Source organism: Nonomuraea sp. NPDC049158 (assembly GCF_040648335.1).
Taxonomy (GTDB): Bacteria; Actinomycetota; Actinomycetes; order Streptosporangiales; family Streptosporangiaceae; genus Nonomuraea.
Genome location: NZ_JBEZDM010000030.1, coordinates 120,314 through 142,187 on the forward strand (window position 1 = coordinate 120,314; position 21,874 = coordinate 142,187).

The window sequence follows — 21,874 nt, forward strand, 5'->3', positions numbered from 1 at the left end:
GGTCGGCTGCCATGTTCCCGCCCCAATCTCCAGCCTCATCGGTCACAAGCGTCGCGCCGCCATACGTCAAGATTATGAGCGTTGGCCACGATATAGGCAGGTCATTCCCAAGGGAACCACAACTCGGTTCTTACAAATGCCTTGACGTGCCGCAATATCGCGTATCAAATGGATCACTTACGGTTGTCGGCCAGGGCGAGCAATGCGGCGGTAAATGCCGCTACAGGCGGCTTCACCAGGCCCGCGCCGACCTGGCCGGTGCCCGCCACACGGCCCGCGATACCGGTGTTGACGACGGGCAACACGCCCGTCCTGGCCACCAGGGTCACGTCGATGCCGACCGGCGTGCCGCGGAAGCCGAGCCCCGGGATCTGGTAGGCGGGATGCTCGGCCAGCGTGATCTCGTACATGGACCGGGTCGCCGCCACCGCGTCCGCCACCTCGCCGCCGACGAACCGCACGATGGCCGGGGAGGCCGCCATCGCGAACCCGCCCAGGCCCGAGGTCTCGGTGATCGTGGAGTCGCCGATGTCCGGGTTGGCGTCCGCCGGGCCGTACGCGCCGAGGTAGAGCCCGTCCGGCACGCCCGCAGGACCGGTGAACCACCGATCGCCGAGCCCCGAGACCTGCACTCCGAAATCGGTGCCGTTGCGGGCCATGGCGACGACCATCGAGGAGCCGGGTACGTTCCTGGCCGCGTCGGTGCTCACCTTGCCCGCGGCCATGGCGGCGTTCAGGAAGAAGTGGTCGTTGCCGTTGACGAAGCGCAGCACCTCGGCGGCGCTGCCGGCCGCGGCCTCGACCACCCAGGGGGCCAGCTCGCGCAGGAACAGCGAGGTGGCCGCGCGGTTGCGGTTGTGCAGCTCGTCGCCCATCTGCAGCGCCTGCGCGATCATCGCGCGCAGGTCGATCGGGCCGCCCAGCTCGATCGCGGCCGACAGGACGGGCCCGAGCACCCGGTCCATCCACTGCAGCCGCTCGAGCACCTCGGGCCCGTACGCGCCGTAACGCAGCACCTTGCCCAGGCCCTCGTTGAGCGAGCAGTACGCGGTGCCGCCGTGCTCGGCGTCGCGTACCTCCAGCATCCACATCGACGGGCTCACCACGCCCGCCATCGGGCCGACCGTGGCGTGCCGATGGCAGGGCTCCAGGCGTACCCGGCCGGCGGCCAGCTGCTCCTCGGCCGCCGGCACGTCGCGGGCGTACTCCTCGAGCAGCATCGCGCCGATCAGCGCCCCGCGCATCGGGCCCGACGCGCGCTCCCACTCGATGGGCGGCCCCGCGTGCAGGAACATCCGCTCCGGCAGGTCGAGCACCTCCGAGGCCCGCCGCACCCCGACGAGCTGGGGGCGGGCCGAGGTCAGGCGGCCGACGGCCCGTTCGTTGGCCGCGGGCAGGCGCGGGTCGGCGAGCACCCGCGCGAGCGCGTCCGCGGTGCCGGGCAGGGGCGGCCGCCAGGCGACGGCGGTCGTCGGCACGGCCTGCGCGTCGAGCGACTCCTGGAGGAGGCCGGCGCCGACGGTGATCACATGGGGCGGACCGGAGAGCAGAGTCAAAGGAGGTTCCTGGCGTGCCGGGCGGCTTGGGCGTTGGAGGTGAAGACGGCGGCGCCCGCCTCGCGGAAGGCCGCGGCCTGCCGGTGCAGGCCCTGGGGGTCGCCCTCGGTGCCGATGAGCGCGACGACGACGGTGGCGCCGTGGTGGGTGGCGTGGGCGACGGCCGAGGCGAGGGAGGCGGCCGGGTCGGGGTCGGCGCCGTGCCCGAGCACGACGTCCATGAGGATCACGTCGCCCGGCTCCACCTGGGCGAGGGCCTCAAGGCGGAGTGTCGGGTCGATCATCGGATGGGCGCGGCCCCTGGTGTAGGCGTCGTCGCCGTAGTCGGTGAACTCGCCCGCCCCGGCGATCAGGCTCGCCTCGGCGCACAGCGTGCCGCCCGAGTAGACGCCCTTGAGCTTCGTGTACGCCGACGTGGGCGACCAGCCGGGCCACGACTCCCAGGCGGGGACGGGCCGGCCGAGAGCGCGCAGCGCCTCCTCCGCGGCCGCCGTCAGATCGCGCTCCCCGAGCAGCGCCGAGACGACCGGCGTGCCCAGCGTCTCCACCACCTCCTGTACGGCCCGCGCCACCGCCGGGTCAGGCCGCTTGGAGACCAGCACGATCAGCTCGGTGGCCGGGTCGTCGTCCAGCATGCGCAGCGCCCGCATCGCCGACAGCCCGCCCACCTCCGCCGACAGATCCCTGCCGCCCACGCCGAGCACATGGCTGACCCCGGCGCCCGCCTGGTCGAGCAGGCACGTCACCTGCTGGGCGCCGGTGCCGGAGGCCGCGACCAGGCCGATCGGGCCCGGCCTGAGCACGTTGGCGAAGCCCAGCCCCACCCCGGCGATCACGGCGGTGCCGCAGTCGGGGCCCATGACCAGCACGTCACGCTCCTCGGCCAGCAGCTTGAGCCGCCGCTCCTGGTCGACCGGCACGCCGTCGCTGAAGATCATCACAGGCAGTCCCGCGTGGACCGCGTCGAGCGCCTCGCAGAACGCGTGCTCCCCCGGAACCGACACGAGCACCAGGTCGGCCGGGCTTCTGGCGGCTGAGAGGGTGGTGAGCGGGGGTTGGTCGGCGGCCGTCTGGGTCCGGGAGGCGGACAACCGGGCCAGGGCATGGTCGAGCTCGCCGGTGGCGGTGTCCACGCTGTCGCCGCGCAGGGCGACGAGCAGGTCGCCCGGGTCGGCGGGGGGCAGGTCGAAGCCCAGGTCGCGGGCCAGGGCGAGGTTGAGTTCCGTGGCCATGGCGACGATGGCCACCCGCATGCCGGGCAGGTCCGACAGCGAGCGGCTCACCCGCATGAGGGTGACGGAGTCGTGGTAGACGCCCTTGCGCAGCAGCACCGCGTCGCGGGTCATCCGGTCACGCTCAAGGCGCGGGCCGGATCCGGGGCGTCCGTCATGGCCGGGACATGGGGCAGGCTTTGGGGCGGGCTCGGGGCCTGCGTCATGGCCAGGACGGTGTCGAGGCCGATGGAGATGCCCTGGAGCAGGTCGGACCCGGAGGTGTGGCCGAGCCGCCGCAACTGCCGCTGGGCCGGTTCGAGCTCCTGCCGCCCGGCGATGCCGCGCAGCACGGCGATCACCTCGGGGCTGGCCTCGCCTCTGGCCGCGCAGTGCAGGAGTGTCGCCGAGATCGGCGTCGTACGGGTGCGGGCGTCGTACGTCACGGTCGCGGCCAGCCAGTCCGCCAGCCACACCGCCCGCTCCGCCCCGGCCGCCGCGCCGAGGTGCCTGAGCGTCACCAGCAGCCCGGCCAGCACGTCGTCCCCGCTCGGCGTCAGCCCCGGACCGAGGCCGACCAGCCGCTCGGCCGCCGTCACCGCGCCCAGCAACCGGCCGCTCGCGCAGCCGGCCGCCAGGAGCTCGATGGCGTCGTTGCCCGCCAGCCCCGGCTCACCGGGGGTCAGGCGAGGGGCGGCCTGCCTGAGCCGTACGGGATCGACCCGGCCGAGCGGCGGCGCGGGATCCCACCAGCGGCGCGCCCGCACGCTCAGCCGACCCAGCTCGATGGAGCCGTCGCCCACGGCGGCCTCGTCACCCACGGTGACGCGCGGCAGCTCGGCGGCCAGCAGCACGGAGTTGGGCAGCCGCGTCGCCGCGCCCGTGATGACGGCCAGCACGGACGGCTCCAGCTCGGTCCTGACCTCCAGGTACACCCCGGCGGGGAAGACGGCCAGCACCCGCGCGGGGCTGCGCGGCGCCTCCAGCACAGGGCGTACCGCCGCGCTGGCCGCTCCCGTCACATGGGTACGCGGGCGCCTCGCATGAATACCGACGGTCACCGAACCTCCCTACCGGCTCTGGACCTGACCGTAGAACGTGCCGCACAACCGTCCGTACGGAGAAATTTGCCAAGAGTCAGCGTGAAGGTTGGCTCTTCCTGACAGACCGCTTCTGGGGTCACAATCTCCACATGGAGCCCCCAGTCCGTCTCGCCAGCACGGGAACGATCACCCACGGCGTCTCGGTGGGGGAGGTGCTCGGCGTATCGACCCTCGCGGACGCCCGCCTCATCGCGGGGGAGAGCGGGCTGGGCCGCATCGTGCAGCGCCTCAACGTCATGGAGGTGCCGGACATCCTGGCCTGGGTCAAGCCGCACGAGCTGCTGCTGACCACCGGCTACCCGCTGCGCAACACCCCCCAGTCGCTCGGCCGCCTGGTGGCCGACCTCGACGAGCGCAAGCTGGCGGCCCTGGCGATCAAGCTCGGCAGGTACGTGGACAAACTGCCCGACGAGATGGTCGAGCAGGCCGACCGGCTCGGGTTCCCGCTCATCCTGCTGCCGAACGACGTCGGCTTCGACGACATCCTGAACCAGGTGCTGACCGACATCCTCAACCGCCAGGCCGCCGTGCTCGCCCGCGCCGAGGAGGCGCACCGGGCGCTGGTCCAGGTGGTGCTGGCCGGCGGCGGCCTGGACGAGGTGACCGCCGAGGTGGCCGCGCTGCTCGACGTGGCGGTGGCGGCGGTCGACGGCGGCGGGCGGGTGCTCGCCACGGCCGGGCCGCCCGACCACGTGACCCTCCTGTGGGAGTCGATCGCGCACGAGGGACCGCCGCTCGTCCCCGCCTCGGGCCGTACTCCGTCCGGCGGGCCCGCTTCCGGTACGGCGGGCCGCACGCGCGCGTTCGCCTCCGTTCCCGTCCTCGCGGGCGGTCACCACCACGGCCGCATCGTCGCCTACAGCCCGGCCGGGACGCTCCGTGACAGCGACGTCGGCATATTGGAGCGCGCCGCGACCGTCGCCGCGCTCGTCGTCACCAGGCAGGAGGCGGTCAACGCCGTCGAGAGCAAGTACCGGGCCGACTTCCTGCGCGACGTGCTCACCGGCCGGGCGGGCACGGCCGAGCGCGTCACGGCGCGGGCCAGGGCGTTCGGCTGGGATCTGGAACGGCCCGTCACCGTGCTGGTCGCCGAACTCGACCCGGACGGCGACGAACGCGCCACCCAGGACCGCCTGGTCGCGTGCTGGGTCGCGGCGATGCGCCGCCACGACCCCCAGGGCGCGGTCGCGGGCTTCTCGCACGAGGTGGTCGCCGTCCTGGACGCCACGGTGGACGCCGCCAGGGTGGCCAAGGACGCCGCCTCCTCCTTCGCCGACGTGCCGCCCGCCACGTTCTCGACCGGCACCTCCCGCCCGTCGCCCGGCGCCGACCTGCTGCCCGAGGCGTACTCGCAGGCTTTGAAGGCGGCCCGCGTCGGCCGCCAGCTCCACGGCCCCGGCGCGGTGGCCCACTTCGACCAGCTGGGCGTGTACCGGCTGCTGTCGCTGGTGAACGACACGGAGGAACTGCACGCGTTCGTCCGCGAGACGCTGGGCCCGCTGGCCCTGGACGACGACGCCGAGAACTCCGACCTGCGCAGAACCCTGCAGGTGCTCCTGGAGACCAACCTCAACGTGGCGGAGACGGCCAGGCGGCTGCACTTCCACTACAACACGCTGCGCTACCGCATCGGCAAGCTGGAGCGCCTGCTCGGCAACTTCACCGACGACCCCCACCTGCGCCTCAACCTGACCCTGGCCCTGCACGTGCTGCGCATGCGGGGCATCTAGGCTGAGTGGTCGTGGACTTCGAACTGCGCTCCGACTTCATCCCGCTGTGTGACCTGCTGAAGTACTGCGGGGTCACGGAGACGGGCGGCATGGCCAAACACCTGATCGCCGAGGGGATGGTGTCGGTGGACGGGGAGGTGGAGCTCCGGAAGACGTGCAAGATCCGGACGGGGCAGGTGGTGACCGGGGAGGGGTTCTCGATCCGGGTGCACTGAGAGCTGACCGCTCACCGAACCCCCTCGAAGGTAGTGCGCGACCACTCCTCTGGTCAGGAAAGCGAATTTGGCAGATCATGCCCGTGTACGAGCACGCCCACGGGCCTAATGTGCCCGCAACGGCAGCACGAATCTCGAGCGGGATGCGGAAGGAGCCTGCGGGGCGGCACTGGAAGCGGCAGCCCGGGTGAAGAGGGGCTCACATGGTTTTCGGTTGGACCAAACACGGCGACGGCAAGCATCTGGCTCCCGGAGAGGTCGTCAAACCCGACGAGCGGCTGACCTGGCCGCGCATGATCGGGTTCGGCGCGCAGCATGTGATCGCGATGTTCGGCGCGACGTTCGTGTTCCCGCTGGTGATGGGGCTGAGCCCCAATGTCGCGATCATGATGTCCGGCGTGGCCACGATCATGTTCCTGCTGATCGTGAAGGGCAAGATCCCCAGCTACCTGGGCACCAGCGCGTCGTTCGTGGGCGGTGTGCTGGCCATCAGGGCGGTGTTCGGCGGTGACACCCCCGGCGCCGATGCCATCGTGACCGGCGCGATCCTGGTCGTCGGGTTCGTGCTCGCGCTGGCCGGGCTCGCGGTGCACTTCCTCGGTGTGCAGATCATCCACCGGATCTTCCCGCCGATCGTCACCGGCGCGGTGGTCATGCTGATCGGGTTCGGGCTGGCCTACGTGGTGGCGGACGTCTACTGGCCCAAGGACCAGTGGATGGCGTTGATCACGATGCTGGTGACGTTCGTGATCGTGGTGGCGTTCAAGGGGTTCATCGGGCGCATCGGCATCCTGCTCGGCCTGATCGTCGGCTACGCGCTGTCCTGGGTGGCCGACCAGCTCTTCGGCCAGGTCCCGGCCTACACCGACGGCGCGCTCAAGATCGCCCCGCATCTGCGCGTCGACTTCTCCAAGCTGGAGGCGGCGCCATGGTTCGGACTGCCGCCGTTTCATCTGCCAGACTTCAAGGTCTCGGCCGTGCTGCTCGTGCTGCCCGCGGTGATCGCGCTGATCGCGGAGAACATCGGTCACGTCAAGGCCGTGGGAGAGATGACGCGTACCGACGTCGATCCGTACATCGGCCGCGCCATCGCCGCCGACGGCCTGGCCACCGTGGTGACCAGCGCCGTCGGCGGCTCGCCCACCACCACCTACGCCGAGAACATCGGCGTCATGGCCGCCACCAAGGTCTACTCCACCGCCGCTTACTACATCGCCGCCCTCATCGCCATCCTGTTCGGGCTCAGCCCGAAGTTCGGCGCGCTGGTCTCCGCCACTCCGGAAGGCGTGCTGGGCGGCGTGACCGTCATCCTGTACGGCATGATCGGCCTGCTCGGCGCCAAGATCTGGATCGAGAACCGGGTGGACTTCGCCGACCCGGTCAACATGGTCCCCATCGGCGCGGGCATCATCCTGGCGATCGGACCGGTGAAGCAACTGATCAGCGGCGACTTCCGGCTGGAGGGCATCGCGTTCGGCACGATCGTCGTGGTGGGCGGCTACCACCTGCTGCGCGTCATCGCCGGTCGGCCCGCTGACACAGCCGCCGCAGGGAGAGAAGCCGGGTGAAGCCGCCGCCCTTCGAACACCACGCGCCGCGCGACCTCGGCGAGGCCCTGGACGTCCTCGCCGAGGTGGGCCCGCGCGGCAAGGTGCTCGCGGGCGGCCAGAGCCTGATCCCCATGCTCAACATGCGGCTGGCGGCGCCCGAGCATCTGGTCGACATCAACCGCGTCGAGTCGCTGGCCACCCTCGACCTCACCCCCGAAGGCGTCACCGTGGGCGCGCTGGCCCGGCACGCCCAGGTGGAGCGGCTGGCCGGGCATCCGCTGCTGCGGCAGGCGCTCCGGCTGGTCGCCCACCCGGTGATCCGCAACAGGGGCACGGTGGTGGGCAGCCTGGTGCACGCCGACCCGGCCGCCGAGCTGCCCGCCGTGCTGGCGCTGCTCGGCGGGTCGGTACGGCTGTCCCGGCTGGACGCCGCCCAGGGCGTGGTGAGCCGGGAGGTGACGGCCGCCGACTTCTTCGTCGGGCCGATGGAGTCGGCCGTCCAGCCAGGCGAACTCGCCGTTTCCGCATATTTCCCGGCGCCGCCGGAACAGTCGGGTACGGCGTTCCGCGAGGTGGCCAGGCGGCACGGCGACTACGCCCTGGCCGGAGTGTGCGCGGTGGTCACGCTGGACGACGACCTGCGCATCACCGCCGCACGGGTGGCCTGCGTCAGCGTCGGCCCCGTGCCGGTGGTCGTGGACGTGGGCGGGCTGTGCGAGCGTCGTCCCGCCTCCAGCGTCGACTGGGCGGGCGTGGCGCGGGCCGTACGGGAAGAGACCGAGCCGGACGACGACATCCACGCGAGCGCCGCGTACCGCCTGCATCTGGTCGGCGTCCTCGCCGAGCAGGCGCTGAAGGACGCGGCCCGTGAGGCGGCGCTCAAGGACCCGGCCCGTGAGGCGGCGGGTCCGTGGGGTAGCAGCTCAGCAGGTACGTGAGGGAGGCCGGATTGGAGCGCGAGCGCGAGATCACGCTGGTGGTGAACGGAGCCGCGCGGCGGGTGCGGGTGCCGGGGCGGCGGCTGCTGTCCGACTGCCTGCGCCACGACCTCGGGCTGACCGGCACGCACGTGGGGTGCGAGCACGGCGTGTGCGGCTGCTGCACGGTGCTGCTGGACGGCGAGCCGGTGCGCTCGTGCCTGACGTTCGCGGTGACCGTCGACGGCAGTGAGATCACCACGGTGGAGGGGCTGGCCGGGGCGGAGGGGATGTCGGCGGTGCAGCGGGCGTTCGCGGAGTGCCACGGGCTGCAGTGCGGCTTCTGCACGCCGGGCTTCCTGTGTACGGTGACCGCGCTGCTGCGCGACAACCCAGCGCCCACCGACGAAGAGGTGGTCGACGGCATCTCCGGCAACCTGTGCCGCTGCACCGGCTACCAGAACATCGTGAAGGCCGTCCACCGGGCGGCGGAGCTGATCGCCGAGGAGACCTAGGGATGACCACCAGGCTGTTCGGGGAGCCGGTCCAGCGCCGGGAGGACCCCAGGCTGCTCACCGGCGGGGGCCGCTACCTCGACGACCTGGGCTCCGGCGCGCTGGCCGCGGCGTTCGTGCGCTCGCCGCACGCCCACGCCCGCGTCCGCGACGTCGACGTGAGCGCCGCGCTCGACGTGGACGGCCTGGTCGCCATCTACACCTGGGAGGACCTGCCCGAGCGCGTGGGCCGTCCCCTGCCCCTGCTGATCCCGCATCCCGCGCTCACCCACGGCCGCACCGCCTACCCCCTGGCCAGGGACGTCGTCCGGCACGTGGGCGAGCCCGTGGTGATGGTCGTGGCCAGGGACCGCTACCTCGCCGAGGACGCCTGCGCGCTGATCGAGGTCGACTACGAGCCGCTCAAGCCGGTCGTGGGCATCGAGGAGGCGGTCCAGGGCGCGCAGCTCGTCCACGAGGACGTACCGGGCAATGTGGGCGCCCACCTGGTGCAGGAGGTGCCGAACCAGGCGGGCCGGAGCGCCCGCGAGGCCATCGAGGCGTCGCCGCACACGCTGAGCTTCCGGCTCGACATCGAGCGCAGCGCCAGCATGCCGCTGGAGGGCCGCGGCGTGTACGCCCGCTGGGACGGCTCCGACCTGCGCGTCTACACCAGCACCCAGACCTCGACGAGTGTCCGCATGGCCGTCGCCGCGGCCCTGGGCCTGCCCCTGCCGCACGTCGAGGTGATCGCGCCCGACGTGGGCGGCGGGTTCGGGGTGAAGATCGTGCACCCGTGGCCGGAGGAGATCCTGGTGCCGTGGGCGGCGATGCGGCTCGGCCAGGAGGTCAAGTGGACCGAGGACCGGCGCGAGCACTTCATCTCCTCCGCCCACGAGCGGGGCCAGGTGCAGCACGTCAGGGTCGGCTTCGACGACGACGGGGTGGTCAACGGGCTGGACGTGACGATCCTGCATGATCACGGCGCCTACACGCCGTACGGGATCATCGTCCCGATCATCACCTCGACGCAGTTGCTCGGGCCGTACCGGATCGGGGCCTACCGGGTCGAGTTCTCCGCCGTCTACACCAACACCGTGCAGGTCACCCCGTACCGGGGCGCGGGACGGCCGCAGGCCGTGTTCTGCATGGAGCGGACGATGGACAAGATCGCCCGCTACCTGGGCAAGGACCGCACCGAGGTGCGCGCGGCGAACTTCATCCGGCCCGACGAGTTCCCCTACGACCAGGGCCTGATCTTCCAGGACGGACGCCCGCTGATCTACGACAGCGGCGACTACCCCGAGATGCTCCGCATGCTCAAGGAGCTCATCGGCTGGGACGACTTCGAGCCCGGCCGGCACCGGGGCATCGGCATCGGCTGCTACGTCGAGGGCACCGGCGTCGGCCCCTACGAGGGCGGCCACGTCCAGATCACCTCCGACGGCCGCGTCCACGTCTCCACCGGGCTCACCTCGCAGGGGCAGGGCCACGAGACGGTGTTCGCCCAGATCGCCGCCACCGAGCTGGGCGTGCCCATCGAGCGGATCTCGGTCGTCACCGGCGACACGCGCAGGTTCGGGTACGCGGTCGGCACGTTCGCCTCCCGCGCGGCGGTGATGAGCGGCAACGCCATCGCGCTGGCCTGCCGCAAGGTGCGGGAGAAGGCGCTGCGCATCGCCGCCGACGCGCTGGAGGCCGACCCGGCCGACCTGGAGATCGCCGACGGCCTGGTGCACGTCGTGGGCACCCCGACGGCCTCGATCCCGCTGTCCACGGTCGCGGTCCTGGCCAACCCGCTGCGGTACGCCTTCGACGAGGAGGCGGCCAAGGCGACCCAGTTCTCCGGCATCTCCTCGCCCGACAAGCCGCCGGTTGCCGAGGGCGACGAGCCGGGGCTGGAGGGCCGTGACTACTACTCGCCGATCAGGTCCACCTTCGCGGCCGGGATGCACGCCGCCATCGTCGAGACCGACCCGCTGACCGCCGAGATCAAGGTCCTGCGGTACGCGGTCGTGCACGACTGTGGCCGGCTGATCAACCCGATGATCGTGGAGGGGCAGATCCACGGGGGCGTGGCTCAGGGCATCGGGGGCGCCCTGTACGAGCGGATGGTGTACGACGGGCACGGGCAGCTGCTCAACGCCTCGTTCATGGACTTCCTCATGCCGTACGTCACGGAGATCCCGCACATCGAGACCGCCCACCTGGAGACGCCGTCGCCGCTCAACCCGCTCGGCATCAAGGGGGCGGGGGAGGCCGGGGTGATCCCGGTCTCGGCGGTGATCGCGGGGGCGATCGAGGACGCGGAGGGCATCGAGATCGACCGCATGCCGATCTCGCCGTCGGAGCTGTTCGACCTCAGGAACCTCGCCGGGCAGGACGCCGAGCCGGGCGCCCAGCAGGGCACCTAGGCGGGCTTTCAGCGGCGGCGTGCGATGATCGGCGCCGTGACGATCCATGACGAACTGCGCGCACCCGGCACGGGCCTGACCACGTTCCCCGGCTCGGACCCCGCCGAGCTCGGCGAGGTCCGGCTGATCGACCTGGCCTGGAACGAGCTCACCGAGCTCCCCGCGTGGCTGGGCGGCCTGACATCGCTGGCGGAGCTCCGGCTCGACGGCAACCGCCTGCGCTCGCTGCCCGACCTGACGGGCCTCACCGCGCTGCGGGCGCTGCACCTCGACGGCAACCTGCTGACCGAGGTGCCCGGCTGCCCGCCGTACCTGGAGACGCTGTACGTGTACGGCAACGCCATTGAGAGGCTGCCCGAACGGCTCGGCGGCGGGCTGCGGCACCTGGCGGCGGGCGGCAACCGGCTGACCGGCGTGCCCGACGCGCTGTGGAAGCTGACCCGGCTCGAATCGCTCAACCTGGCCGAGAACGCGCTCACCGAGGTGCCCGCGGCGATCGGCGGGCTGACCGGGCTGCGCATGCTCGACCTCGGGCACAACGACCTCGCGACGATCCCGCCGGAGATCGGCGACCTGGGCCTGACCGACTACCTCTACCTGAGCGACAACCGGTTCACCGAGGTGCCCGCCGCGATCGGCCGGCTCGACCGGCTCGCCTACCTCAACGTGACCGACAACCGGCTGACCGCCCTGCCCGAGGCGCTCGGCCGCATGGCGTCGCTGGTCGAGCTGCGGCTCTACAACAACCGGCTGGAGACGCTGCCCGGCTCCATCGGCGGGCTGGGGCGGCTACGGGAGCTGCATCTGCAGGGCAACCGGCTGGCCGCGCTGCCTGACTCGATCGGCGGGCTCGGCGAGCTGCGCGTGCTCGACCTGCGGAACAACCAGCTGCGCTCGCTGTCCGGTGCCGTCGCGGGGCTGGCCCGGCTCACGCACCTGGATCTGCGGAACAACCGGCTCAGGACGCTGCCCGAGAGCCTCGGTGAGCTGCCCGCGCTGGAGAAGCTCGACCTGCGCTGGAACAAGCTCGACGGCGAGCCCGACGCGCTGCGCCGCCTGGTGGAGCGCGGCTGCGTCGTCCTGCGCTGAGGCGGCCTCGGGCCGCTGAGATCGCGGCGGCTCTCGGGCTGAGATCGCGGCTCGCGGGCTGAGGTCTCGGGTGAATCTCGGTTTAATCTCGGCCGGAGTGAACCCCACCTACGGGGGTTGCGTATCTCGGCACATGACGACATTTCCACGTCTGGCCGCTACTGCGCTGCTGGTCGGGCTCGTGGCCGGTTGTACGAACGCCAGCGGTTCCGTAGGAGCCGGCCAGAGCGCCGCGATGGCCGGGGGCGAGCCCATCGTGCAGAAGCCCGCCACGGTCGACAACAACGTCTACACCGTCGAGCAACTGGCCGAGAAGGTCGGGTGCAAGCCGAAGATCCAGGTCAACGCCAAGGAGCTTCGTACAGGCTTCTGCAAGACCCAGGACGGCGAGTTCTTCGTGAACACGTTCGCCACCCAGGCCGGCAAGGACGCCTGGATGGACACCGCGCCCGAATACAACCCGCACCTGGTCGGCAACCGATGGACCGTGCTGTCCAGCCGCAAGGTGCTTGACGCTTTGAAGGAGCGTCTCCACGGTGAGCTCCATCTCAAGGACCACAGGACCAAACAGATGCAGACTAACGGCTGACGGAGGGCTGGGAAGGCGGTGGGAGTCCTCCCAGCCCCAGTCGGTCAGCCTCGGGTCGCCAGCTTGTACTGGGCCCAGATCTCCAGCGGGGCCGCGACCCTGTCGAGGAACATCAGATCGTCCATCCGGCAGTTACAGGGGTTGTTCTCTCTGGTGTTCTGCGGATAGCTGCCTCCGATCTTGATGCCTCTGGGGTCGCTGGCCGAGGTGAGATCGGGCTCCGGCGCCCCCTCCACGCCCCACGGATCGCCCGTGAGCGTGTAGAAGCCGTCGAGCGGGCGGCCGTTCTTGTAGAGCTTCATCGCGGCGTTGTCGTAGTCGAACGTGGCTGCCAGGAAGACCCATTCGTCCTGAGGAAGCACGCTCTGCCACGGCTCGCTGGCGGCGAAGGTCTGGGAACTGCTGCCGTCGACGCGCCTGCCCAGCGCGACCACCCGCAGCTCCCCGTTGACCGTGATGAGCTCGAGCAGCGCTCTGACATCGTGGCCCTGGGAGGTGCCGGTGAGCACCCCGGCCAGCCCGATCGCTCCATAGCGGTCGGCCGGGTCCGCGGTGTTGGAGTTGAGGCTGGGGTTCTCGCCGGTCATCTTGAACCAGCCCATGACGGTGGCGCCCTTGACGGCGTTGAAGGCGTGGAGGGTGGGCACTCCGGTCTCGGAGTAGATCCCGGCCTTCCAGTCGTCGTTGCCCATCGTGGCGGGGTTCACCTGCTGGAGCTGGATCGAGTGGCGGCTGCCCCGATGCGCGCCGTCGTCGTTGCGCATGGCGGCACCGCCGTTGATCAGCGTGATGTCCGTACCCGATCGGCCCTGGTCGCGCTCCTGCGCGGGGTTTGCGGGGACCGGGTGTTCGAAGTCGTAGGCGGCGATGAGGTTGTGGCGCAGCGTGGGCAGTACGCCGGGCCGGTCGTGGGCGGCGGCCGGGGTGGCGAGCGTCGCCGTCAGGACGAGAGCCACCACCGGGGCCAGATAGCGGTGCCTCATGGCGTCGCCGTCATGCAGGCGCCGGTGACCTTCCAGATCTTGCCGTTGGCCTTGGACAGCAGGTAGAGCTCGCCCGCGCCGTCGCGGCTCAGGCGCAGGTCCACCCGGGCGTCCCCGGCCAGATCCTTCATGGTGACCGTGGCGCCGCTCGCGTTCACGAGCTTGGGCTGGTAGATCGTGGCCCGCGGGCCGCCCTGCCGCATCTGACTGGCGATCGTGAAGAAGACGCGGCCGTCGACGATGTCGCCGAACAGGTACTTGCCGTACAGCAGGGGCAGCCGCTGACCGCGATAGACGAACCCACCGGCCACCGCGTGACCGCTGTCGGACGTGCAGGAGTGACCGGGCGGCGGGTCGTGGTCGTAGGCCGCGACCGGGTAGGTGTAGCCGAACGACGCGTCATTGTCGGGCAGCGTGTACAGGTGGCAGCGGTCGGCCTTGTTGAACACGAAGGAGCCCTCGCGCTCGCTCCAGCCCAGGTTGTCACCGGCCTTGACCTCGTAGATGGCCTCGATGGCGTGCTCGCCGATGTGGCCGAGGAACAGCCGGTTGCCCTGCGGGTCCCAGCTGAAGCGGTGCGGGTCGCGCATGCCGTAGGCGTAGATCTCGCCGATCGCGCCGGCCTTGGTGACGAACGGGTTCCCGGCCGGGATGCCGTACTTGCCGTTGGCGGCGTTCGTGCCCAGGGGGTCGATGCGCAGCACCTTGCCCTGCGGGATGGCCAGGTTCTGCGGGTCGTCGCTCGACACGCCCCGGCCGCCGTCGCCCGAGGCGACGTAGAGCAGGCCGTAGTCGGCGTCCCGGCGCCGCGCGTACGGGTTGAAGTCGATCTGCTGGATGCCGTGGACCTGGCCGTTGAAGCCGAGCCTGAGCACCTCTCGGCGGGTGCCGCTGAAGGTGTCGGCCTTCGGGTTCGTGGCCGTCCACTCGGTGATCACGCCGTGGAACTTGGTGTCGGGCTGAGGCGTCAGGTCCGGCGTCTTGGTGGTGAGAGCCGCGCCCCACTCGGTGTGTACGGTGTAGAACTTGCCGTTACGGGCGAAGTCCGGATGGAAGGCGACGTACCCGAACCCGGATCCCAGGCCGCGGCCGGAGAGGAAGTCCGGCGCGAACGTGGCACCGACGTCGAGGTACTCCTGCGGCTGGCCGTTCTTCAGCAGGTACAGCTTGCCGTTGAGGTCGTTGACGAACTGGCGGCGCGACCCGTCCGGGATCTCGCCGATGTTGTTGATCCTGGCCCAGCGCATCAGCCGCTGGTCGGTGGGCGTGGGGACCGGCTCGGTCTTGGGGAAGGTCGCGTATTCGGTCAGCGTCAGCGTGAGACCGGACGCGGTGGGATTTTCCGGAATGGGATCGTCGATCGGGGTCGAGTCCATCGCGGCTGCCGGCGGCGCCCAGAGCGCGGTCGCCAGCAGTGCGGCTAAGAGGTACCGGAGGGGGGATTTCGGCATTCCTGTGCACCACCTGGGGGGTTGTTGGAAAGCGCTTACCGGGGACGGTAAAGGGAGAAGTGGGAGGAGTCAAGAAGGGTGACGTCAGGGGTTGTGGGTGCGCGACGCGGGCGTTCAGGGCTGGGCGCGGTCGGCGCAGGCCGGTGTGCCGGTGACGGTCAGGTTGCGTACTCGCCCGATGTTGTCGAACGAGCCGAAGCCGACGCGGCCCGAGGTGAACGTCCGGTCCGTGGCCGTGATCAGCGGTGTCGCGGAGCCGTCCATGAAGACCTCGATGCGGCCGGTGTCCGCGCAGTAGCGGACGCGGACCTTGTGCCAGGCCTCGTCGGTGACCGCGGGGGGCGCGCCGACCTGGCCGTTCCACTGGTCGTCGACGCGCAGGCGGTCGGCGTTGTTCACCACGAAGATCCCGTTGTGGGGATAGATGGTGTTGTCCTGCGACAGGTGGGCGTAGTTGAACTGCAGGTCGGAGCGGTAGCCGAACACGATGATCACGTCGCGGTTGCTGATGCTCGTCGGGGTGTCGAGCCGTACCTCGGCGTCGATCTGCACCGAGCCGAAGACGGGGCCCTTGGTCAGCACGGCGTACTCGAAGGGGCGGCGCGGGCCGGGGCGCGCTTCCCCGGCTTCGGCGAGGATCACCTGGTCGCCGGGGAACTGCCACTTGGCGGGGGTCACCGGGGCCCAGCTGGTGGCGGCGTTGGTCTTGCGGACGACCGTGCGGCCCAGCGTACAGTCGGGAGCTTTTGCCGCCTGGTCGGCGGCGGCGTGGGCGGTGGGCGCGATGAACTGGGCCAGGACCAGCACCAGTGCGAGCGCGCACAAGCGGACGAATGTGGGCATCGGAATCCTCTCAGTGGGGGAGGGGGTGGATCCGAGCGGTCAATCGTTGTGCGTGGCGGCCCCCAGCAGGTCGCGGATGTGGCTCGTCGCGGCGGCGAAGGCGGGCTGGGACATGGTCGCCGCGTAGTCACGTACCCGTGGCAGCGCCACGTCGATGACCTCGGCGATCGTGCCGGGCCGCGGTGTCATGACGATCACCCGGTTGCCCAGGTAGACCGCCTCGGCGATGGAGTGCGTGACGAGCAGGACCGTGGTCTCGGTCTCGTGCCAGATGCGGTGCAGCTCGATGTTCATCTGCTCCCGGGTCAGGGCGTCCAGCGCGCCGAACGGCTCGTCCATGAGCAGCACCGGCGGCCGGTGCAGCAGCGCGCGGCACAGCGCCACCCGCTGCTGCATCCCGCCGGACAGCTCATGCGGCAACGCGTCCTCGAAGCCCGTCAGCCCGGTCATCTCGATCAGCTCGTCGGCCCGGGCGGCGGCCTCCTTCTGCGGCATGCCGCGCATTTCCGCCTGCAGCAGGATGTTCTTGCGCGCCGAACGCCACTCCAGCAGGGCGGCGCGCTGGAAGACGTACCCGACGTCGTGCCGCGGGCCGCCGACCGTGCCGCCGAGCAGCCGCACCGCGCCCGCCGACGGCTTGAGCAGCCCGGACACCAGCTTGAGCAGCGTCGACTTGCCGCATCCCGACGGGCCCACGATGGACACGAACTCGCCGGGGCGCACGTCCATCGACACGTTCTCCAGCGCGACCACGTCGCGCTTCTTCGATCGGAACCGCACCGCCACCTTGTCGATCTCGACGGCGGGGGCCTGTTGCGTCACGGTCATCCCTTCGGCGCCACGCTGGCGTCCCAGTAGGCGCTGGGCGCCTGCGGATTGGAGACCAGCCCGGCCTTGGCGAAGGTGTCGATCGTCTTCTGCCAGTCGGCCTCGGTGTTGACGCCAGGCGCCTGTCCCTGGGTGGCGTCGGTGTGCAGCAGCGTGGTCGTGGTCTTGAACTGGTCGAGCAGCACCTGGGCCGGCGGCAGCTGCTCCGAGGCGCCCTTCATGGCGTCCACCGCGGCCTGCTGGTCCTTCTCCGCCGCCGCCCACGCCTCGCTGGTGGCCGCGACCATCCGCTTGACCAGGTCGGCCTTGCTCTGCAGGAAGGAGGAGGAGGTGAGCAGGCCGTTGCTGTAGTAGTTCAGGCCGAACTCGGAGAAGCGCAGGTAGGCGACCGGCTTGCCGGCCTTGTTCTGCATGGTCGGGCCCTGGTCGGAGGCGTAGCCGAGCAGCGCGTCCGTCTGCCCCGACATGACCGCCGCGATCTTGCCGGCCGGGTCGGTGTTCTGCAGCTTGACGTCGGCGTCGCTCATCCCGTTGGCCTTGAGGAACACCGGGAAGGTCTTGGTGAGCGCGTCACCGGCCGTCGAGGCGATCGTCTTGCCCTTGAGGTCCGCCGGCTTGGTGATGTTCTTCTCCTGGAAGAACTGCACCGAGGCCGGGGTCGTCTGCAGGAAGACGCCCAGGCTCTTCACCGGCACGCCCGAGCTCACTCCGCCGAGCAGCGCGGGGGTGTCGGCCCAGCCGAAGTCCGTCTGGCCGGCGCCGGTGGCCTGGACGGTCTTCTGCGAGCCCTGGCCGGCCTGGATGGTCAGGTCGATGCCGTGTTTTTCGAAGATGCCCTTCGTCTTGCCGTAGTAGAAGGGCGCGTGCTCGCCGTACGGATACCAGTTGAGGGTGAGCGTGGCCTTGTCGAGCTGCTTGCCCGACGAGCTGGTGGTCTTCTCGCCGCCGCCGGAGCCGCACGCGGTGGCGAACAGGAGCAGAGCCGGGGCTATGGCGGCGATCAGCGTGCGTGTCTTCATGGCGTCCTCGGTGGGGGTGGCGTCCTCAGTGGGGTGGCTTCCTCAGTACGTGACGGTGACGGCGTCGCCGCGGCGGCTGGCGTGCCAGGGCAGCAGCAGCCGCTCGGCGAACTCGACGGCGACGAAGAGCACGACGCCGAGCAGGGACATGACGAGGAGTCCCGCGAAGAGCATGGGCGTGTCGATGTTGCCGTTGGCCTGCAGGATGACCGAGCCGAGCCCGTCGTTGCCGCCGACGAACTCGCCCACGACCGCCCCGGTGACGGCGAGCGTCACGGCGACCTTCAACCCGGAGAACAGGAACGGCAGGGAGGCGGGAAATCTGATCTTGGCGAAGGTCTTCGCCGGGCTCGCGCCCATGGTCGAAGCCAGCTGGAGCATCTCCGGATCCACCGACTTCAGGCCGGTGACCATGGAGATGACGACGGGGAAGAACGCGATCAGCACGGCGACCACGATCCTGGGCGTCAGCCCGAACCCGAGCCAGACCACGAACAGCGGAGCGATCGCGATCTTCGGGACGACCTGCGCGAACAGCAGCAGCGGGTAGAGGGTCTTCTCGACCTCCGCCGAGGCCACCATCAGCACGGCCGCGGCGATGCCGACGATGACGGCGATCGCGAAGCCGAGCACCGTCTCGTAGGCGGTCACCAAGGTGTTGTGGGTGAGGTAGCCGGCTTTGTCGACCATCACCTGGAGCGTGACTCCAGGCGAGGGTACGAGGAACCTGGGGACGATCTCGAACTCGGTGATCGCCCACCAGATCGCGTAGCAGGCGGCGAGCAGGGCGAAGGGCCGCCAGAAGCGGTCCGCCAGTTCCACGATGCGGTCGCGTGAGCTCGGACTCTCGCGCCGCACGATTCCATCAACGGTCTGTACCACGATCGAAGGTATCCCTCCATCGCGTGCCATCAGGCCAAATGCGAGAAAGCGCTATCTGAAAGCGCTTTCCTGCGGTACGCTAACCCGGCATGGTCCAGGGGTCAATGGTCGTTAACTTCCTGTTACAGGAGGGCGAGTGGCCGATCGCGTTCACGTGACTCTGCGGGATGTGGCCATGGCCGCCGGAGTCTCCTTAGCCACCGCCTCACGTGTTCTCAACGGCACCGCCAAGGTCCGCGAAGACCTGCGCGACCGGGTCGAGGCCGCCGCCTCCGAGCTCGCGTACACGCCGAACGCCCACGCCCAGGCCCTCGTCCGGGCCTCCAACGAGACCGTCGGCGTCATCTGCCACGACGTCAGCGACCCCTACTTCTCCGGCATCGCCAGGGGCGTCATGCGCGCCGCCGCGCAGCGCGACCTGCTGGTGATGCTGGCCAGCACGTTCCGCGACAGCACGCGCGAGGTGGCCTACGTCTCCATGCTGCGCGCCCAGCGGGCCCGCGCGATCCTGCTGATCGGCTCCGGCTTCGAGGACCGCGGCTGGGAACGGGCCATGGACGTCGAACTGCGCCCCTACCTGAACGCCGGCGGCCGGGTCGCCGTGGTCAGCCGGCACCGCAGCCTGCGCGTCGACACCGTACTCCCGGAGAACCGCGAGGGCGCCGCCGCCCTGGCCCGCGCCCTGCTCGCCCTCGGCCACCGCCGCTTCGCCATCCTGTCGGGCCCGCCCGGCCTCAGCACTGTCGTGGACCGGGTCGCCGGCTTCCGCGACGCCCTGGCGGCGGCCGGGGTGACGGTCGACCAGATCGAGGAGGGCCCGTTCAACCGCGAGGGCGGCTACGCCGGCGCGTCCGCCCTCCTGGACCGGGGGCTCGACGCCACCTGCCTGTTCGCCGCCACCGACGTGATGGCGGTGGGAGCGCTGGCCGCCTTGCGGGAACGCGGGCTGCGGGTGCCGGAGGACGTGTCGCTGGCGGGCTTCGACGACATCCCGGTGGTACGGGACCTGACCCCACCGCTGACGACGGTGTCGCTGCCGCTGGAGGAGATGGGGGAGCGGGTGATCGCTCTGGCCCTGCGGGACGGGAGCCGGGGACGACGGCGAATCGAACGGGTGCCGGGAACGGTCATCTTGCGCGCCAGCACCATCGGGCCGCCGTAAAGGACCTCCGCGTCGGGCGTTCTTCCAGCCCACCCGCCCTCAAAGGGCCTTCCTATGTCGGAGACGCAGTGAGCACGGCCTACACCACGAGGCGCTGGCCATCCCTCAGTCCGGCAGACCAGTGTGAACCAGGGCGCGGAAGGATCGGGCAGGAAAGGCGCATGGTTCCCAAGGGTTCGATCGGGTTTACCGTTTGCAAGCTCAGCGACACGGCGCCACAAAAGAAGGCATACGGCGAAGACGTTGCGAAAGATATATCGGCCAAGATTGGCTCTCAGCCGGCGCAAAGAGATGACGGTGCTTGCCCTGCTGGAGCGACGCCGGCCATCCGTCTTGTCTTCCGATATGCCCAAGGGCCTCCCGCCGGCGTAACCGTCTGGAGCAAGTGGTGCGGCATGGACAACCGCTTTCTCAGAAGTGAGGTGCCATCCGCCCTTATGGCCGAATTGTCGGGCCTTCTTGATTGACGGCTACATCGGCTGAATGCGTAGAGTCATGGGTCGTGACGGCCTGGTGCTCCAGCGACACATCGCGATCTTCAATGCTGGTGCCCATGGCCGTAGTGTGCGCCCCGAGGTTGGAGTCACTCAAAATGCAAGGCCACGGACACTATGAATCCGCCCAAAGCCAGGAGCAGAGCGAATGTTCCGATACCAATCAGAAGGACGATCGACTTCACCACGCCAGGCCTGATCCGGACAAGGAGGGCTCCTGCGATGAGAGCCACACCGAAGACGTACCCGCCCAGCAGACGAGGGACGGGGGTTGTTGGGCGGATCATGCCATAGCCCCGACTTACGAAGATTCCCAGCATCAGTCCAGCCAGCCCAAAGCCGAGCAACCCCAGCAGTATCGTCAATCCTCGCGCCATGAACGCACGCCCTCTCGAAACCTGCCCAGTTGATTAGACGGGCCAGGCTACCTCGCAGATCATGTTCGTGATCTCGAAGTGTCACTGGAGTACCAGCCGAGTGAACATCGCCGGTGTGCTCTGCTACCAGTCCGGGCAGCCTCCGCACCTGCTGTACAAGCTGCTCTGATCAGCTGAGAGCCGCCTCGATGATCCGCATGACCGCGATACTGTCCCGCGGATCGACCGGTGGCCGAGACCCCGTGCGCAGCGCCGCGGCGAGCTCGGGGTAGTACGACTCGTACAAGCCGTCCCGCGTGGGTACCTCGCGTAGATCGGTACCGGCACCGATCCGTCCCCAGCTCTCGCGAGGCCTGGCGCCGAAGTCGGTGTCGTCGGGGCGCTTGCCCGCCTGGAGCTGGGACTCCTGCGGATCGAGGCCGAACGTCACGTAGGCGCCGAGCGTACCGCGCAGGGCGAACCGTGGGCGTTCTTGGGCCGCGAGGCTGCTCATCCAGAGCCGGCTCCGGACGCCGTTCTCGTGCTCCAGGCTGATGAGCACGTCGTCGTCGTTCACCGCGTGCGGGCGGCGCGTGTCCACCTCGGCGCGCACCTCGCGGACCGGGCCGAAAAGGATGAGTGCCTGGTCGATGAGGTGGGGTGCGAGGTCATAGAGGATGCCTCCGCCGTCCGCCAAGATCGTTTGGTCCTTGCGGCCGGTGGTGACCTCGGGCTGCCACCACTCGAAGGCTGATTCGAACCCGTAGACGTCGCCGAGTTCGCCCGACGCGAGTACGTCGCGCACGGTGAGGAAGTCTCCGTCCCAGCGCCGGTTCTGGAAGACCGTGAGCGTGCGGTCGGCGGCGTCGGCCGCCTCGATGAGTTCTTCCGCCTCTGACCCGAAAATCGGGTGAGTCGGGGGCGCGCGGCAGCGAAGCCCGGGGTGTGGGGTCGGGCTTGGGCTGTAGGCGGGGCTGGCTCAGGTGGG

Annotated in this window: 20 protein-coding genes; 10 read left to right on the top strand and 10 right to left on the bottom strand. The window is 70.2% G+C overall.

Going from position 1 to position 21,874, the window contains the following annotated elements; translation table 11 throughout:
* Positions 1 to 173 precede the first annotated feature (173 nt).
* The 3 genes from AB0B61_RS43235 to AB0B61_RS43245 are packed head-to-tail and all read right to left on the bottom strand — an operon-like array spanning position 174 to position 3,828.
* Complete coding sequence (locus AB0B61_RS43235; protein ID WP_358445298.1) at positions 174 to 1,556, bottom strand: DUF1116 domain-containing protein; 1,383 nt, start codon at positions 1,554 to 1,556, stop codon at positions 174 to 176.
* Positions 1,553 to 2,902 (bottom strand): FdrA family protein, encoded by a 1,350-nt coding sequence (locus AB0B61_RS43240; protein ID WP_358445301.1) that lies wholly within the window; start codon positions 2,900 to 2,902, stop codon positions 1,553 to 1,555. The genes AB0B61_RS43235 and AB0B61_RS43240 overlap by 4 nt, the downstream gene beginning before the upstream one ends.
* Positions 2,899 to 3,828 (bottom strand): DUF2877 domain-containing protein, encoded by a 930-nt coding sequence (locus tag AB0B61_RS43245; protein WP_358445304.1) that lies wholly within the window; start codon positions 3,826 to 3,828, stop codon positions 2,899 to 2,901. Before AB0B61_RS43245 ends, AB0B61_RS43240 begins: the two co-directional genes overlap by 4 nt.
* Positions 3,829 to 3,959: 131 nt before the next feature.
* Here AB0B61_RS43245 and AB0B61_RS43250 point away from each other — a divergent pair, with 131 nt between their 5' ends.
* From AB0B61_RS43250 to AB0B61_RS43285, 8 genes are all read left to right on the top strand, one after another.
* On the top strand, positions 3,960 to 5,600 hold the full coding sequence (locus AB0B61_RS43250; RefSeq protein WP_358445307.1) for a PucR family transcriptional regulator ligand-binding domain-containing protein: 1,641 nt from the start codon (positions 3,960 to 3,962) through the stop codon (positions 5,598 to 5,600).
* Between the two features lie 11 nt (positions 5,601 to 5,611).
* On the top strand, positions 5,612 to 5,815 hold the full coding sequence (locus AB0B61_RS43255) for an RNA-binding S4 domain-containing protein (RefSeq protein ID WP_357941136.1): 204 nt from the start codon (positions 5,612 to 5,614) through the stop codon (positions 5,813 to 5,815).
* A gap of 203 nt (positions 5,816 to 6,018) precedes the next feature.
* On the top strand, positions 6,019 to 7,383 hold the full coding sequence (locus tag AB0B61_RS43260) for a solute carrier family 23 protein (protein ID WP_358445310.1): 1,365 nt from the start codon (positions 6,019 to 6,021) through the stop codon (positions 7,381 to 7,383).
* The gene (locus AB0B61_RS43265) at positions 7,380 to 8,303 is read left to right on the top strand and encodes an FAD binding domain-containing protein (protein WP_358445312.1); all 924 of its coding nucleotides are present in this window, start codon (positions 7,380 to 7,382) and stop codon (positions 8,301 to 8,303) included. Before AB0B61_RS43260 ends, AB0B61_RS43265 begins: the two co-directional genes overlap by 4 nt.
* An 11-nt stretch (positions 8,304 to 8,314) precedes the next feature.
* Entirely contained in the window at positions 8,315 to 8,797 is a 483-nt protein-coding gene (locus AB0B61_RS43270; protein ID WP_358445315.1) for a (2Fe-2S)-binding protein, read from the top strand.
* A 2-nt stretch (positions 8,798 to 8,799) separates the two neighbouring features.
* Positions 8,800 to 11,190, top strand: coding sequence for an aerobic carbon-monoxide dehydrogenase large subunit (gene cutA, locus AB0B61_RS43275; protein WP_358445318.1), 2,391 nt, complete (start codon positions 8,800 to 8,802; stop codon positions 11,188 to 11,190).
* 36 nt (positions 11,191 to 11,226) lie between these two features.
* Positions 11,227 to 12,279: a leucine-rich repeat domain-containing protein gene (locus AB0B61_RS43280; RefSeq protein WP_358445321.1), complete on the top strand. Its 1,053-nt coding sequence runs from the start codon at positions 11,227 to 11,229 to the stop codon at positions 12,277 to 12,279.
* Positions 12,280 to 12,412: 133 nt separating this feature from the next.
* The gene (locus tag AB0B61_RS43285; RefSeq protein ID WP_358445323.1) at positions 12,413 to 12,868 is read left to right on the top strand and encodes a hypothetical protein; all 456 of its coding nucleotides are present in this window, start codon (positions 12,413 to 12,415) and stop codon (positions 12,866 to 12,868) included.
* Positions 12,869 to 12,912: 44 nt separating this feature from the next.
* On the opposite strand, the gene AB0B61_RS43290 is transcribed toward AB0B61_RS43285, so the two are convergent.
* The 6 genes from AB0B61_RS43290 to AB0B61_RS43315 form a co-directional block, all read right to left on the bottom strand.
* Positions 12,913 to 13,851: a hypothetical protein gene (locus AB0B61_RS43290; protein WP_358445326.1), complete on the bottom strand. Its 939-nt coding sequence runs from the start codon at positions 13,849 to 13,851 to the stop codon at positions 12,913 to 12,915.
* Positions 13,848 to 15,302, bottom strand: coding sequence for a PQQ-dependent sugar dehydrogenase (locus tag AB0B61_RS43295; protein WP_358445329.1), 1,455 nt, complete (start codon positions 15,300 to 15,302; stop codon positions 13,848 to 13,850). The genes AB0B61_RS43290 and AB0B61_RS43295 overlap by 4 nt, the downstream gene beginning before the upstream one ends.
* 114 nt (positions 15,303 to 15,416) lie before the next feature.
* Complete coding sequence (locus tag AB0B61_RS43300) at positions 15,417 to 16,145, bottom strand: hypothetical protein (RefSeq protein ID WP_358445332.1); 729 nt, start codon at positions 16,143 to 16,145, stop codon at positions 15,417 to 15,419.
* A gap of 39 nt (positions 16,146 to 16,184) precedes the next feature.
* On the bottom strand, positions 16,185 to 16,967 hold the full coding sequence (locus tag AB0B61_RS43305; RefSeq protein WP_358445334.1) for an ABC transporter ATP-binding protein: 783 nt from the start codon (positions 16,965 to 16,967) through the stop codon (positions 16,185 to 16,187).
* A gap of 2 nt (positions 16,968 to 16,969) precedes the next feature.
* Positions 16,970 to 17,992, bottom strand: a complete 1,023-nt coding sequence (locus AB0B61_RS43310) for an ABC transporter substrate-binding protein (protein ID WP_358445337.1) — start codon at positions 17,990 to 17,992, stop codon at positions 16,970 to 16,972.
* 42 nt (positions 17,993 to 18,034) lie between these two features.
* A complete protein-coding gene (locus AB0B61_RS43315) occupies positions 18,035 to 18,850 on the bottom strand; it encodes an ABC transporter permease (protein WP_358445340.1) in 816 nt (271 codons plus the stop codon).
* 160 nt (positions 18,851 to 19,010) lie between these two features.
* Here AB0B61_RS43315 and AB0B61_RS43320 point away from each other — a divergent pair, with 160 nt between their 5' ends.
* Together AB0B61_RS43320 and AB0B61_RS43325 are read left to right on the top strand one after the other, a co-directional pair.
* Positions 19,011 to 20,036, top strand: a complete 1,026-nt coding sequence (locus AB0B61_RS43320) for a LacI family DNA-binding transcriptional regulator (protein ID WP_358445343.1) — start codon at positions 19,011 to 19,013, stop codon at positions 20,034 to 20,036.
* Positions 20,037 to 20,197: 161 nt separating this feature from the next.
* On the top strand, positions 20,198 to 20,503 hold the full coding sequence (locus AB0B61_RS43325) for a hypothetical protein (protein ID WP_358445346.1): 306 nt from the start codon (positions 20,198 to 20,200) through the stop codon (positions 20,501 to 20,503).
* A gap of 573 nt (positions 20,504 to 21,076) precedes the next feature.
* On the opposite strand, the gene AB0B61_RS43330 is transcribed toward AB0B61_RS43325, so the two are convergent.
* Positions 21,077 to 21,691, bottom strand: a complete 615-nt coding sequence (locus AB0B61_RS43330; RefSeq protein WP_358445349.1) for a Gfo/Idh/MocA family oxidoreductase — start codon at positions 21,689 to 21,691, stop codon at positions 21,077 to 21,079.
* Between the last annotated feature and the right edge of the window lie 183 nt (positions 21,692 to 21,874).

Bases quoted from the DNA above. Each gene is read 5' to 3' on its own strand.
- AB0B61_RS43300 (WP_358445332.1), bottom strand. From the start codon at position 16,145: ATGCCCACATTCGTCCGCTTGTGCGCGCTCGCACTGGTGCTGGTCCTG.
- AB0B61_RS43290 (WP_358445326.1), bottom strand. From the start codon at position 13,851: ATGAGGCACCGCTATCTGGCCCCGGTGGTGGCTCTCGTCCTGACGGCG.
- cutA (WP_358445318.1), top strand. From the start codon at position 8,800: ATGACCACCAGGCTGTTCGGGGAGCCGGTCCAGCGCCGGGAGGACCCC.
- AB0B61_RS43240 (WP_358445301.1), bottom strand. From the start codon at position 2,902: ATGACCCGCGACGCGGTGCTGCTGCGCAAGGGCGTCTACCACGACTCC.
- AB0B61_RS43260 (WP_358445310.1), top strand. From the start codon at position 6,019: ATGGTTTTCGGTTGGACCAAACACGGCGACGGCAAGCATCTGGCTCCC.
- AB0B61_RS43325 (WP_358445346.1), top strand. From the start codon at position 20,198: ATGGTTCCCAAGGGTTCGATCGGGTTTACCGTTTGCAAGCTCAGCGAC.
- AB0B61_RS43250 (WP_358445307.1), top strand. From the start codon at position 3,960: ATGGAGCCCCCAGTCCGTCTCGCCAGCACGGGAACGATCACCCACGGC.
- AB0B61_RS43310 (WP_358445337.1), bottom strand. From the start codon at position 17,992: ATGAAGACACGCACGCTGATCGCCGCCATAGCCCCGGCTCTGCTCCTG.
- AB0B61_RS43295 (WP_358445329.1), bottom strand. From the start codon at position 15,302: ATGCCGAAATCCCCCCTCCGGTACCTCTTAGCCGCACTGCTGGCGACC.
- AB0B61_RS43285 (WP_358445323.1), top strand. From the start codon at position 12,413: ATGACGACATTTCCACGTCTGGCCGCTACTGCGCTGCTGGTCGGGCTC.